Genomic DNA, 14,020 nt, shown 5'->3' with positions numbered 1-14,020 from the left:
GCGCTTTGCGACTAACGTTTCTCCATAGGGCTCAAGCCTGTTTGTTTTTTATCCATGCGCCATTGGTGTAGGGTAAAAAGACCGGTACCCGAAAAGGAGAACGAGGGATGTCTGATCAAGTCAGTGGTTCCTACGATCCGGACAAGGGGTATATTGCCTTGCTCGGTTGGAGTCTTAACGCGGTTGAGGCAGCCGATCAGTTCAACCGCCGCTATGTCGTGGTCGCGCCCGAATGGGCCGAGAGTTACTGCCAGGAGCACAGTATCCCCTACGTGCCCTGGAATTTTGAGCGGCTGAACGACCGCTCCATGGAAATTGCGCAGACGCTGAAGGACATGGGCGTCGATGTCGCGATTCCGCTGTTCGAGGAGACGGTGGAATGGGCCGGCGCCATCAACGCGGTCCTGCTGGACAAACCCCGCCTGTTTGGCCAGGCCATGTTGTTGCGGGACAAGGCGCTGATGAAACGGCGCGCCCAACTCGGGGGTATCCGGGTGGGCATCTTTGAGGAAGCGCACGATCGTGATGATGTCATTCGCTTCCTGAAACGGGTCAACCAGACGCTGCTCAAACTCGACGGCGACCCCAACGATCCGATCCACCTCAAGGCCTTCGACAAGGCCGGTTGCCTTGGCCACCGGGTGATCCGCACGCCGGACGAGGTCGATACCATTCCCGAGGAGGAATTCCCGGTCCTGATGGAATCCCACCTGGACGGCTGGGAGTTTGCGGTCGAAGCCTGGATTCACAACGGCAAGATCCGTTTCCTCAACATTTCCGAGTACGTCACCCTGGGTTACTCGGTCTTCGTGCCGGCCTCGCCGGAGCTGGAAAAATACCGGCCGCAGATTACCGAGCAGATCGAGAAGCTGATCAAGACATTCGATATCGATTTCGGCTTCGTCCACCCGGAATATTTCGTCACCAACGATGGCGAGATGTATTTCGGCGAGGTGGCGTATCGCCCGCCGGGCTTCAAGGTGTTCGAGCTGCTGGAGCGGGTGTACGGCTTCAACGCTTACCAGGGCATGATCCTGGCGTTTGACCCCAAGACCACCGAAGAGGAAATCACCGCGTTCTTCCCGCGGGAAGTGGTGGACGCCAAGTGCTACGCCGGCTGTTTCGGGGTCTATCCTCGGTTGCGGGTGGTCAGTCGCCTGGAAATTCCCGGGGAGACCGAGGACCATCCGTATTACGAGTCCAACGACCTGGCGCCGCCCATGCAGGACACGGTCACCAAACGTACGGCCTTCGGCACGCACTGGGGGCTGCTGTACTTCAAGGGGGACGATCCACACACCATGCGCGATCTCCTGAAACATCAGGAAGAGCTGGACTTTTACGTGTAGTCTGTCGACATTGCCCGATCATGAGGACGTCGAGTGGACAACCCCAACAGCCCGAATGCAGCCCCCGGTAAACTCGAGGGGCTGCTGGTCAAACTGGACGAAGCCACCACCCATTTGGCCAGGAGCAGGGCATTCGCCAAGCCCGGCAAGGTGTCGCTGGTTTTTGACCTGACGCGGCGCGTCCTGCTGCAGCCGGGAGGCTGCGCGGCGATCGAGGAACGGGCCCAGGCCCTTGAGGAAGCCGGTGTTTTCGAGGGCACCGACTGGGCTCATCCGCTGATCCTGGTACCATCACTGACCCCATACTCACTCAAGAGCCCGGTGGCCGATACGGTGGCGCTGGAGGCGCTCAGTGAGCTGCGGCTGCTGGCGGTGGCAATGGGCCGCTACCCGCACGCCGAGGTATCGTCCGAGCAGGCGCATCATTTCCTGGCGCAGGTGCTGGCGATGAACCTGGCACTGCTGTTCAGTGCCCCGGACGAAGCGGAGCGGGTGCAGCAGGGGCGATTGGCCGGGGTGTCCCGGGCGGTGGTTCGCCACCTGGCCGACCGCATCGGCTACGAGCACGTGATCGACCAACTGATCGCCGAGATCTGGCGCATCCTGGCGCAGCGTCCGATCCTGACCGGGCCGGTCAAGCAGATGATCACCCAGATCGCGATCTGCAGCAGCAACCCGGAGATCGATCTGGGGGCCAGCGGGCAGGGTGCCTATCGGCTGGTCAGCAGCCTGTTCGGGCCAACCGAGGCCTGCCGGGAGGATCCCGGGCTGGCCGTCTACAACGAGCGGCTGGCGGCCATGGATCAGCGGCGGTTGCAGGCCGAGGCCATGGGCTGTGCCCGGGCCATGCACGATACCGGCTTGGTATCGGCCTACCACGCGGAACTTGTGCGCTTCCTGCTCAAGCAGGGAGACCAACTGCTGTCCGAAGCGCTCGGGTTGTCCAGCACCGGCCGGGACTGCCTGCTGTGCTATCGGGGACTGGTGCATGCCCTGATCCAGGAAAGCGTGCATGCCGATACGGCCCAGGCGGTCTATGGCATGGCGCTGATGCTGGAGCGCGGCATTCTCTATAACCCGGCCATGGGGCCGGCGCTTTGGCGCCAGGTCAACCTGCCGTTGTCCCGGACCACCCGGGAACAGCTCGCCCTGGCGTTCGGCGAAACCGCTTCGCCCCGGGCCCGGCTCCTTGAGGGTGTCCTCTGTGTGTTGGGCCAGCCGCTGGGCGTGGGGCAGGGGAACAACCCGACCTGCCAGTCGGCCCGGGCCATCTCCATGTGGTCGTACAGCGATCCGGATTACCTGCTGCAGTTACTGGTATGGGCGGCACGGGACGATGAAATCATCATGCACTTCGAGGGGCGACCGGTGTCGTCGGTTGCCAGCGCCGGCGGGTTGGCCGACGAACTGCACCTGGACCTGGATGCGGTGTCGCTGATCCTCGTGCCGCACCTGGACCGGATCTACGGCGAAATGGGGCGGCTGTGCGAAGACCGTGAAGGCGACCCCCACCGCTGGATCAACCCCGAGTTCCACGGCTGGTGGTGTGGCCGGGGCTTCCGTATCAATGTGGATGTGGCGACCGGTCGTCTCAAGGACGAGGAGACCTTCCTGCGCCATTTCTATGCCAGTTACCACCCCTTCTACAATGGCAACCAGCCACTGATCCACCCGCAGCCGGCCGGGATCGCATTCACCGACAGTGCCGCCCGTTTCATTGGCTGGCACGCGATTTCCATCCTGCGGGTCGGGCTGGATCCGGAGGACGTCATGCGGGTGTACTTCTTCAATCCCAACAATGACAGCGCCCAGGACTGGGGCGATGGGGTGAGGGTGAGTACGTCCGGTCACGACGAGCGCTCCGGTGAGTCGTCACTGCCGTTCGCCGAGTTCGCCTCGCGGCTCTACATCTTCCATTACGACCCGCTGGAACACGGCGCACTGGCCAATGTCCGCCCCGAAGAGTTGCAGGCGGTCATGGACCGGGTGCACCGTAGCTGGGGGGCGGACCGCCTGCCGACCGTCGATCTGCAGGCGGGGCCGGCGGAGCACTAGGAGAGGCTCCTAGCGCAGCTTGGTTTCCCGCAGATTCCTGACGAACTCGGGCGGATCAAACGATTCTGCCCGCGCCAGATCCCAGTACTTCACGAAAACCGGGTTATCGGTATGCCCGTCGATCAGGGCGCCCGGTGCCAGGAAGTGGAACAGGTCCATGTAGGGCTGCACCTCGTGTTCATCCACCCGCCGGATAATGTGTTCCGGACCCAGCTCCCTGGGATGCCGCAGACCGGCGGCGCCCAACAGGTTGGTCAGCGCTTCCATGGTATTGCGGTGGAAGTTGTAGACGCGCTCGCTCTTGTCGGCCACATCGAGCTTTTGGCTTCGCCTGGGGTCCTGCGTGGCCACGCCGCTCGGGCAGCGGCCCGTATGGCAGTTCTGGGACTGGATGCAGCCGAGCGAGAACATGAAGCCCCGCGCCGCGTTGCACCAGTCGGCGCCGAGGGCCAGGGTACGGGCGATGTTGAACGCCGAGGTGATCTTGCCGGCTGCGCCAATGGCGATGTCGTCGCGCAGGTTGGCGCCCACCAGTGTGTTATGGACCAGCAGCAGGGCCTCGGTCATCGGCATGCCCAGACGGTTGGTGAACTCCAGAGGCGCCGCGCCGGTGCCGCCTTCCCCGCCGTCGACGACGATGAAATCCGGCTTCTTGCCGCTCTGGAGCATGGCCTTGACCAGGGCGAACCATTCCCAGGGGTGGCCGATTGCCAGCTTGAAGCCCACCGGCTTGCCTCCGGACAGTTCGCGCAGCCGCTCAATGAACGACATCAGTTCCAGCGGGGTGCGGAAGGCGCTGTGGCTGGCCGGTGATTCCACTTCCTTCCAGGGTTCCACGCCGCGGGCCTCGGCAATTTCCGGCGTTACCTTGGCGCCGGGCAGGATGCCGCCGTGCCCGGGCTTGGCACCCTGGGACAGTTTGATCTCGATCATTCGCACCTGGTCGAGGGCGGCATTGCGTACAAAGAGTTCTTCGCTGAACGAACCGTCCCTGTTGCGACAGCCGAAATAGCCGGAGCCGATCTCCCAGACCAGGTCGCCGCCGTGTTCCGTGTGATAGCGCGAGATCGAGCCTTCCCCGGTGTCATGATAGAAGTGGCCCTTCCTGGCTCCCTTGTTCAGCGCCAGGATGGCGTTGGCCGAAAGGGAACCGAAGCTCATGGCGGAGATGTTGAAAATGCTGACGCTGTAGGGCTGGCTGCAACGCTTGCCGACCACCACGCGGAAGTCGCTGTCCTGGTGATCCACCGGGGCCATGGAGTGGTTGATCCACTCGTAGCCCTCGGCATACATGTCGTGCTGGGAGCCGAAGGGGCGTTTGTCCAGGACGTTCTTGGCCCGCTGGTAGACGATGGCCCGCTGCTCCCGTGAAAACGGGGTTTCCTCGGTGTCCCGCTGGATAAAGTACTGGCGGATTTCCGGACCGATCGATTCCAGGAAATAACGGATGTGGGCCAGTATCGGATAGAGCCGGCTGACCGTATGGCGTTTCTGGAGGACGTCGTAGGTCCCCAGCACCACCAGCCCCCCGAACAGGATCGGCAGGATCAGGGTGGATGGATGGAACCAGGCCAGCACCAGCGTTACCGCAAGGCCCGCCAGGGCGATGTAGTAGGCCAGGTTGCGGGCCGGAAACAGGGTGGACAACTTGGACATAGGCGAGCGGACTCCCGGTTGGCAGCAAAAACAGCATGATAGGGGGCGGGGCCGCGTCAGGCCAATCCGGCCCCGAGGAAACGTGTCGTCTATTGCAGCACAGTGGTGTCAGGCTGTCAGGACCAGGTGCCGGTCGGCAAGGCTTTCGACATCGCTTGCATCATGACTCACCAGAACGATGACTGCGCCCTGTTCACGCTGGTCCCGGATCAACTGGCGCAGAATCTGGCGGGTGTCCGGGTCGAGCCCGGTAAACGGTTCGTCCAGCAACAGCAGGGGCGTACCGCGCAGCAGTGCACGGGCCACGGCCACGCGCTGGCGCTGCCCACCGGACAGCTCCGTGGGGTGTCGGCGCGCCATCCCGTGCAGGCCAACCTTGTCCAGCATGGCGGCGACAGCAGCGTTGTCCGCCCGGGACAGTTTCAGGCCCGGATGGATACCCAGGCCGAGGTTGTCCTGCACGGACAGGTGGTCGAACAGGTTACCCTCCTGGAACACCGAGGTGACCGGGCGTTCCCAGGGCGGCAGGGGCTGGAGATCCTGCTCCTGCCAGCGCAGGGTGCCGGACTCGGCGTTCAGGAAGCCGGCCACGAGGTTGAGCAGCGTACTCTTGCCGCACCCGCTGGGTCCGGTGACGGCCAGGCACTGGCCAGCCCCGACTTCGCCATTGAACGTGAGTACCCGTTCCGTCTCCGGATAGCGGAAGCGAAGGTTCTCGAACTCAAGCATGGGCGTGTTCTCCTGCGGCGAGGCGTCGTGAGGCCGGATGGCGCCGGCGACGGTCGCCCCAGCGATTGAGGATGTAGAAAACCACGAAAAGCAGGGCCAGCATCACAAAGGCCGTACCGGATGCGGCCTCGATCCGGTAGGCCGAAAGCTGCTGGAACAGCAGCAGTGGCAGGGTCGGCGCCGACGGGCTGCCGAACAGGGCAATCACGCTGAAGTCCCCCAGCGAAAGGCCGGCGGCGTAGGCTGCCGCCAGCAGCAGGGGGCGGCGGAGTAATGGCAGCAGCAACCAGCGCAGCCGGTAGCTCCCGCGCAGGTTCAACTGATCGGCAACCCGCAGGCTGTTCGGCGGCAGTGTGGCAAACGGGCCGCGCAGTACCTGTAACACGAAAGGCAGCGCCATCAACGCGTTGATCCCTGCCACCAGGGCCAGTCCCTGATGGGGCTGGCCCAGTTGGGGGCGCAGAAGGATAAACAGGCCGGTTCCCAGGACAAGGGCAGGGACCAGCAGCGTCAGGTGCCCGCTGGACTCCAGCAGGCGCGCACTCAGGTGATGGCCGGAGTGCCTGGCCAATTGGCTGGCGGCGAGAATGGCGAGACCGCAACTGCAGGACAGGATCGCGGCGACCAGGGCGACACTCAGGCTTCGGCCGAGGCTCCACCAAACCTGGCTATCGCCCGCTTCCCCCAACAGTCCCGGCAATCCGCGGAAGACGACCGCCAACAGCGGCAGGGCCAGGAAAACGAGAAACAGGTACAGCAGCACGCGGTCACGGCGCCGGGCGTCGCGGCGCAGGGTGCCGGGCTGGTCATTGGCGCCCGGTACCAGGTTGCGGTTGGTACCGTGGCGGGAGGCTACCAGCCACAGGGAGCCGCAGATCAGCAGTTGCACCATCGCCAGCAGGGCGGCCCGGCTGAAGTCGAACTCGTAACGCAGCGACTGGTAGATGGCCACCTCTATGGTCGTCGCCGATGGTCCGCCCCCCAGTGTCATCACGATCGCAAAGCTGGTGAAGCAGAGGATAAAGATAAACACGGCCAGTCCGGGCAGCACCCGGCGCAGGGCCGGCCACTCCAGGGTGCGCCACAGCGGCCCGCTGGTCAGGCCCAACTGGGCTGCGATGCGCCACTGGTTCGCCGGGATGCGCTCAAGCCCCTGCAACAGGATCCGCGCGGCCAGTGGTGCATTGAAGAATACGTGGGCCAGCAGGATGCCCTGCAGTCCATAGAGGTTCCAGCGAAAGGGAAGGCCCACTCCGTCCAGCGCGGTGTTGAGCCAGCCCGACCGGCCGTAGACGGCCACCAGGGCAAAGGCCGCGACGATTGTGGGCAGCACCAGGCTGAGTTCGGTCAGCCGCAGCAGCAGCCCGCGACCGGCAAACATCGGATGCCGGTGCAGCGCCCGGGCGACGGGAATGGCCAGCAACAGGCTGAGCCCGGTGGACAGGGTGGCCTGGTATACGCTGAACCAGATCACCTGACGCAGATAGGCGCTTTGCCAGAGATCGCTCACCGCCCGCCACTGCCATTCCGCCAGCAGGCCCGAGAACCCGGCCGCCACGACACCGGCCAGTAGCAGCGCTACCGCCCGACCGGGCCAGGCGCGCCAGCGCGGGTGGCTGAACGGCGGTGTCAGCGTGCGGTCGCGTTGAGCCACTCGTCGATCCAGGCCTTGCGATGCTCGGCAACCGTTTGCGGTTCGAAATACAGGGTGCGGGACGGCTCGATCAGCCGGTCGAAGACGTCGGGCAGCTCATCGCCCAGGTCGATCGCCGGGTACATCACGTTCTTCAGGGGAATCTCCCGCTGGAAAGCAGGCGTCAGCATGAACTGCAGGAACTTCCGGGCCAGTTCGGGGTGAGGGCTGTTGCGCAGACGGGCTGCAACCTCCACCTGCAGGTAGTGGCCCTCATCGAAGGGAGCGGCCTGATAGCGGTCCGTGTTGTCCACCGCCATGTGATAGGCCGGGGATGTGCTGTAGGACAGCACCATGGGCGCCTCGCCATTCATGAACAGGGAAAAGTAGGCATCGCTCCAGCCCTTGGTGACCGTCAGGATATGCTTCTGCAGCGCCTGCCATTTGGCTGGGGCCTGATCGCCATAGACTTTGCGCATCCACAGCAGGAACCCGAGGCCGGGTGTGCTGGTCCGCGGATCCTCGATGATGATCTTCAGGTTCTCCGGCGCATTGATCAGCGCGTCCAGGCTGGTGGGCGGATCAGGAAGCTGCTGGGTGTCGTAGACAAAGGCGAAGTAGCCCCAGTCATAGGGTACGAAGGTGTCATCCTGCCAGTCGACGGGGAGACGGACGGCCGAGGTGTCGATGTCGTGTGGCGCGAGCAGGCCGGTCTGCCGGGCGTCCGACAGGGTATTGGCATCCAGCCCCAGAACCACGTCGGCCGTACATGACTCGCCTTCCAGGCGCAGCCGGTGCAGGATGGCCACACTGCTGTCCAGGGCGACGAACTCGAGTGTGCAGTCACATTGCGCTTCGAAAGCCTGTTTGACGGCCGGGCCCGGCCCCCACTCGGAGACAAAGGAAGGGTAGGTGTAGACCGTCAGCGTGGGGCCGGCCCAGGCCAGACTGGCCGAGAGAGTTAACAGTATCAGGAAGAGAAGGCGCGCCATTGTGGTCAGTACCCGTCGTCATGTCGGAGAAACGGGGCGGCAGACCGCAGGCAGAGTCGTCACTCAATCCCTTCGCCGGCATGATCCGGAGCAGGTTCCGCGGGTCTGATCTCAGCCTGTCGATACAATCGCAGGCACCCCGTTGAGAAAACCGCAGTTTAACAGACTTGATAACGCCTGGGCAGCCGTCCCGCGTACGATAGACTTGTGCGAGTGCCGTCACTTGTTACTTAGACATGTAAGTAAATGGAGGCCCGTAGATTGCCGCTCGTAGCGATCGAGGCGTTGCTGTCGGTGCGCCGGAAAATCCCGGGAATCGTGATGGCGAAGGACGTCAACTGAGTCCTAATATGCAGTCCTGTTCTTAATGTGCGGGTAACGCGTTGCCTGCAGGCAGCAGGAAAATTTTATGGGAAGAGTCGTCGGATCTGGGTTACGGTTATAAAAGTGGAATCCTTCCGGAAATCACTTTTGATCTTTCGAGCTCAAATAAATAGACTTAACGGTCTGTAATCTTGAGTCCGACATGGGCCCAACAATCCGTTCGAGGAGACTTGACGTGAGCGAAGTCCTTAAAGACGAGTACTCCACCGACTATCAGGCAGGTCAGGATAACATCACCCCACTGGGGCTTGACCTGCACAAGACGGTGTTTTTCGTTACGGCTGCATTGATCATCTTTTTCGTCGTGGGAACCCTGATATTCCCGGATGTGTCGAATTCGATGCTCAATGGTGCCAAGACCGGTGCCATCAATCATTTCGACTGGTTGTTCCTGATCAGTGGCAACATCTTCGTGGTTTTCTGCCTGGCATTGATCGTGCTGCCGGTCGGCAAGATCCGGATCGGCGGCTCCGATGCGGTTCCGGAATTCTCCACCATGTCCTGGTTTGCGATGCTGTTCGCCGCCGGTATGGGGATCGGTCTGATGTTCTGGGGTGTGGCCGAGCCGGTGGCCTACTACACGGACTGGTACGGAACACCGCTCAACGTGGCTCCCAACACGCCGGAAGGTGCGAGCCTCGCCTTGGGCGCGACCATGTACCACTGGGGCCTGCATCCCTGGGCGATCTACGCGATCGTTGCTCTGTCATTGTCTTTCTTTGCCTTTAACAAGGGCATGCCGCTGACGTTACGCTCAGCCTTCTTCCCGATCTTCGGCGATCGCGTCTGGGGCTGGATCGGCGACATCATCGATATCCTGGCGGTACTGGCGACCATCTTCGGTCTGGCCACCTCCCTGGGCCTGGGCGCGCAGCAGGCGGCCTCAGGCCTCCATTACCTGTTCGATATCGACAGCGGCATCAGCACACAGATCGCGATCATCTTCGGCATTACCTGTGTGGCGCTGATCTCGGTGGTTCGCGGCCTGGACGGCGGCGTCAAGCTGCTCAGTAACATCAATATGGCCCTGGCGGCTGCGATGCTGCTGTTTGTGATCTTCGCCGGCCACACGCTGGGTGTGTTCGAGGCTATCGGGACGACCACCTCGGCTTACTTCAGCAACATCCTGCCGCTGAGTAACCCGTTCGGTCGTGAGGACGAAACCTGGTTCCATGGCTGGACTGTCTTCTACTGGGCCTGGTGGATCTCCTGGTCACCGTTCGTCGGCATGTTCATTGCCCGGGTATCCAAGGGCCGTACCGTGCGTCAGTTCGTGACCGCCGTGCTGATCATCCCGACCCTCATTACCATCGTCTGGATGAGCGCATTCGGGGGCTCTGCCCTGGAGCAGATCCAGTCGGGCGTCGGTTCACTGGCAGCGGATGGTCTGACGGATGTCTCGCTGGCGATGTTCCAGATGCTGGCCAACATTCCGCTGACCGCGATCACGTCCTTCCTGGGCATTATCCTGGTCATGGTTTTCTTCGTGACCTCGTCTGACTCGGGCTCGCTGGTGATCGACAGCATCACCGCCGGCGGCAAGCTGGATGCGCCGACCCAGCAGCGTGTTTTCTGGGCGGTCATGGAAGGCGCGATCGCTGCGGCTCTGGTCTTCGGTGGCGGTGCTGACGCGCTGAAGTCACTGCAAGCCGGTGCAGTCAGTGTTGGTCTGCCGTTTACCTTCGTGCTGCTCGTCATGTGCTATGGCCTTTACAAAGGCCTGAACAACGAGCGCGCCCTGATCAATGCCGGCATGAAGTAAGCGTTCGGCCCGATCGAAAAACCCGCCTCAGCCGAGGCGGGTTTTTTTATGGCGGGGTGGTCGGCGTGGGAGAGGAGCCAGTCAGCTCAGGCGAATGCCGGCTGCCGCTTCGTGGTCCGCCGTGGGGCAGACAGGTTGCCGGCGTGGCTGAATACGGACATGGCATACTCGACTCGGGCCTCCGGGGTGAGATGCGTGCGCTTGAGGCTTTCGATGTATTTCAGGCGTGGCAGCAGCCCCTTGCCGTTGGCCATCTGGATGGCCAGTCCGGGCCGGGCATTGAGTTCCAGCAGGGTGGGGCCGTCGTGCTGGTCGAGCACCAGGTCGGCGCCCATGTAGCCCAGCCCCGTCGCTTCATAACAGCGGGAAGCCATCACCAGCATGGTGTGCCAGTCCTCGATCTGGATATGTTCCAGCGCCAGCCCGGTGTCCGGATGCATCTTCACCGGACGGTTGAACTGCACGGCGTTCAGGCTCCGGCCCGTGGCGATGTCGATGCCGACGCCAATGGCGCCCTGGTGGAGGTTGGCCTTGCCGTCGGAGGCGCGGGTGGCCAGCCGCAGCATCGCCATTACCGGATAGCCGCGGAATACGATGATGCGGATGTCCGGCACTCCCTGGAACGAGTAATCGGTGAGGGTGCTGCTGCACTGGATCAGGTCCTCGACGATCGCCACGTCGGGGGAGCCGCCCAGCGAATACAGTCCGGCCAGGATGTTGGACAGGTGGCGCTCCAGGTGCCGCAGTGAAACCGCGGCGCCGGAGGCCTTGATGAAGCTGTCGTCCTCGCGGCGGGTGATCACCATGATGCCTTTGCCCCCGGAACCCTTGGCCGGTTTGATGGCGAAGCCGTTGAGACCGGCCACCCGCTCGCGAAAATGGGAGATCTGGTGTTGCTGGGAGACCACCTGGCGCAGGGCCGGTGTGGCCACATCATATTCCTCGGCCACCAGTTTGGTTTTCAGTTTGTTGTCCACCAGCGGGTAGGCGCTGCGGTCGTTGTAGCGGGCAATATAGTCCACGTTGCGCCGGTTCATGTTGAGCATGCCGCGGCGGCTGAGGGAAGCCGGCGAGATCCATCGCATCAGTCATACTCCTGCATGGGATGGAACCGGCGCAGTTCGCTGAGTTTGTAGCCGGTGTACTGCCCCATCAGCAGGATCACCGCCAGGATGATCAGGTGCAGTTCCGGGAAATTGAAGGTCAGGTGGCCGGCGATCGGCAGGCTCATGGCCAGGTAGGCCAGGACGGCAACCAGAAGGCTGCCGCCGCCTTGCACGAAGACTTCGTGCGGTCCTTCCTCCTCCCAGAGGATGGACATCCGCTCGATGGTCCAGGCGAGGATGACCATGGGGAAGAACGTCACCGTCATGCCGGTGTTGAAGCCCATCTGGTAACCCACGATGCTGATGGCCGTGCTCATGAAGATCACCAGGATGATCAGCGTCGCAATCCGGGACACCAGTAACAGGTTGAGGTTCGACAGGTAGCCCCGCAACAGCAGTCCCAGGGCTACCACCGTAATGAAGGTGACGAGGCCGGGGCCGAGCGAGGTCTGCAGGAACGCGACGGCGATCAGTACTGGCATGAACGTCCCGGAAGTCCGGATCCCCACGATCACCCGCATGAAGACCACGACCATGGCGCCCAGCGGGAGAAGTAGCAGCATGCGGAACATGCTCTGTTCCTCGATCGGTAGCTGATACAGGCTCAGGAAGCCCAGGCCATTCTTCATCGACTCGGCCCGTGCCAGCTGCAGTGCCGGTACGGTCTGGCGCAACATGGCGAAGCTCACCACCGACTGGTTACCGCCCATCACATCCAGCAGCGACGTGGTATTGCGGCTCCATAGCAGGACGTTCTCGGGCAGGCCCTGTTCGCCGGTTTGCGGGTTGAACGTCAGCCAGTGGTCGCCGTCGAAGATCTCCAGGAAGGGGCGCAGCGGCTGTCGCCGGCGGGCATCCTCCAGCATGATGCCTTCGGAGACGCGGGCGGGGATGTCGGCATAGTTGAGCAGCTTGACCAGGACATCCACGTCATCGTTACCGGCCAGCAGGAGTGCGGTGTTCTGGTTCGGATCGGAGGAGCGGATCAGCTTGATCAGTTCACGGGTCATGCTCTCCGGCGTGCTGGATTTTTCGGCGGCCAGGGCCAGCACTTCATGGGCGGCCGTGGCCTGGGGTTCCTCCCAGTAGACCGTATCCGGCTCCGGTGGCTGTTCCGGTGGATGGGGCTGGACGTCCGGATCCGGGATGAACTGGGCCTTGTAGTACAGGGTCTGCGGACCGTTGGCCTGCCGGATCGACCATTCGCCCCGCCGATCGCCCTTGTCGTTGACGATAGAGAAGCCGTAACCCGGCGACGCCGCCTGTTCGGACAGTACATGGAAACCGGGGGGATCGTCCGGCAGGTTGAGGCTGACCAGCACCGGGTCGCCGTTGGCCCGGAAATCCACCCGGGCCTCCACCAGCCAGACCGGGCGCTCTTCGCCGGACAACCAGGGAATGCCGAGCTCGAAGTGGCGCAGGGTAGCGATGCCGACACCGGTAAAGATCAACAGGGCAATGGCGATGTAAAACGGGTAGCGTGACTTCACTGCTGCGCATCCTTGGCTGTCTGGGTTTGCCCGCCCCTGGACGAGAACTTGGCGGGCAGCTTGGTGGCAAACTCCTTGCCGACATCAACCAGCATGACATCGCGGAGGATGTTGCGACCGATCAGGACGGTATTGGACAGGGCTTTACGGTTGGAAAGAGTGAATTCCGCCTTCTGCAGGTGATCGCCGATGGCGAACTGCAGTTCGACGACGGCCCGGCGCTCGCTGTCATCGGCAGAGGCCTGGATGATGCGGGCATTGCGGGAGAGCGGACGTTCCAGCGTCTTCAGCTTGTCCTTGGTGCCCGGCACCGGCACGTCGAAGCGCACCCAATCCTCGCCGTTGCGCTCGAAATAGGTGACGTTACGGGCATCCAGCGATGAGGTTTCCGCGCCCGTATCGACCCGGGCCTCGTAGGTGAAACCGGGTTCCAGGAAGTGGACCTTCTCCAGTTGGCCGACAACCAGCATGCCCTGTAGCCGCGGGGAGGATGGCGTGTTGCTGCTGGCGGCGGAGCAGACCGGCTGTGGACGCTTGGGGCAACTGGGGGGCTTGATCTGCTCGCGAATGGTTTCGATCAGCGCCCGGGTATTCTCGTTGTTGTTGCGCACCATACCCCGGTGGTGCGCCTTGAGGTCTTCGCTCAGTTGCCGGAGTTCGCCGGTCTGAACGGTCTCAGTCTGTTTTAGGGTGTTCAGGTCGTCCTGCTTGACCAGGAGCGAGCCAGAGCAGCCAGCAAGGAGCATCCCGACAGCCGTTGCCAGAGCCAGTGGTGTGAGCGTGCGAAGCGCGCGCATGGGCATGAGAGAACCTCTGTCCAAAATAATCCGTGTCTTCTGATCGGGGACGGTCCGAAATTGAAGG

10 protein-coding genes and 1 riboswitch are annotated in these 14,020 nt (G+C 62.8%); of the genes, 3 read left to right on the top strand and 7 right to left on the bottom strand.

Translation table 11 applies throughout. From position 1 onward, the window contains the following. Window positions 1-107 precede the first annotated feature (107 nt). Together EZI54_RS00695 and EZI54_RS00690 are read left to right on the top strand one after the other, a co-directional pair. Window positions 108-1,349 (top strand): ATP-grasp domain-containing protein, encoded by a 1,242-nt coding sequence (locus EZI54_RS00695; protein ID WP_131478018.1) that lies wholly within the window; start codon window positions 108-110, stop codon window positions 1,347-1,349. 33 nt (window positions 1,350-1,382) lie between these two features. Continuing rightward, window positions 1,383-3,404 carry a hypothetical protein gene (locus tag EZI54_RS00690; RefSeq protein WP_131478016.1) on the top strand — a complete coding sequence of 674 codons (2,022 nt, stop codon included), beginning with the start codon at window positions 1,383-1,385 and terminating at the stop codon, window positions 3,402-3,404. A 9-nt stretch (window positions 3,405-3,413) separates the two neighbouring features. On the opposite strand, the gene EZI54_RS00685 is transcribed toward EZI54_RS00690, so the two are convergent. The 4 genes from EZI54_RS00685 to thiB all read right to left on the bottom strand — a co-directional run bounded on the left by EZI54_RS00685 (window position 3,414) and on the right by thiB (window position 8,414). After that, window positions 3,414-5,060: an FMN-binding glutamate synthase family protein gene (locus EZI54_RS00685; protein WP_131478014.1), complete on the bottom strand. Its 1,647-nt coding sequence runs from the start codon at window positions 5,058-5,060 to the stop codon at window positions 3,414-3,416. Between the two features lie 108 nt (window positions 5,061-5,168). Further along, a complete protein-coding gene (locus EZI54_RS00680) occupies window positions 5,169-5,789 on the bottom strand; it encodes an ATP-binding cassette domain-containing protein (RefSeq protein ID WP_131478012.1) in 621 nt (206 codons plus the stop codon). After that, window positions 5,782-7,443 (bottom strand): thiamine/thiamine pyrophosphate ABC transporter permease, encoded by a 1,662-nt coding sequence (thiP, locus tag EZI54_RS00675; RefSeq protein ID WP_165495640.1) that lies wholly within the window; start codon window positions 7,441-7,443, stop codon window positions 5,782-5,784. Before thiP ends, EZI54_RS00680 begins: the two co-directional genes overlap by 8 nt. After that, window positions 7,419-8,414 carry a thiamine ABC transporter substrate binding subunit gene (gene thiB, locus EZI54_RS00670; RefSeq protein WP_131478008.1) on the bottom strand — a complete coding sequence of 332 codons (996 nt, stop codon included), beginning with the start codon at window positions 8,412-8,414 and terminating at the stop codon, window positions 7,419-7,421. The genes thiP and thiB overlap by 25 nt, the downstream gene beginning before the upstream one ends. A gap of 50 nt (window positions 8,415-8,464) precedes the next feature. Further along, window positions 8,465-8,566: riboswitch (TPP riboswitch) on the bottom strand. Window positions 8,567-8,973: 407 nt separating this feature from the next. Here thiB and EZI54_RS00665 point away from each other — a divergent pair. After that, window positions 8,974-10,560, top strand: a complete 1,587-nt coding sequence (locus tag EZI54_RS00665; protein ID WP_131478006.1) for a BCCT family transporter — start codon at window positions 8,974-8,976, stop codon at window positions 10,558-10,560. A gap of 86 nt (window positions 10,561-10,646) precedes the next feature. Here EZI54_RS00665 and EZI54_RS00660 read toward each other — a convergent pair whose 3' ends face one another. The 3 genes from EZI54_RS00660 to EZI54_RS00650 are packed head-to-tail and all read right to left on the bottom strand — an operon-like array spanning window position 10,647 to window position 13,953. After that, a complete protein-coding gene (locus EZI54_RS00660) occupies window positions 10,647-11,645 on the bottom strand; it encodes an alpha-L-glutamate ligase-like protein (RefSeq protein ID WP_131478004.1) in 999 nt (332 codons plus the stop codon). Beyond that, entirely contained in the window at window positions 11,645-13,156 is a 1,512-nt protein-coding gene (locus EZI54_RS00655) for an inactive transglutaminase family protein (RefSeq protein WP_131478002.1), read from the bottom strand. Before EZI54_RS00655 ends, EZI54_RS00660 begins: the two co-directional genes overlap by 1 nt. Then, entirely contained in the window at window positions 13,153-13,953 is an 801-nt protein-coding gene (locus EZI54_RS00650) for an ATP-dependent zinc protease family protein (RefSeq protein WP_242674299.1), read from the bottom strand. Before EZI54_RS00650 ends, EZI54_RS00655 begins: the two co-directional genes overlap by 4 nt. Between the last annotated feature and the right edge of the window lie 67 nt (window positions 13,954-14,020).

Source organism: Marinobacter halodurans, assembly GCF_004327985.1.
GTDB classification, from domain to species: domain Bacteria; phylum Pseudomonadota; class Gammaproteobacteria; order Pseudomonadales; family Oleiphilaceae; genus Marinobacter_A; species Marinobacter_A halodurans.
This window is presented reverse-complemented; position numbering and strand designations above follow the sequence as displayed.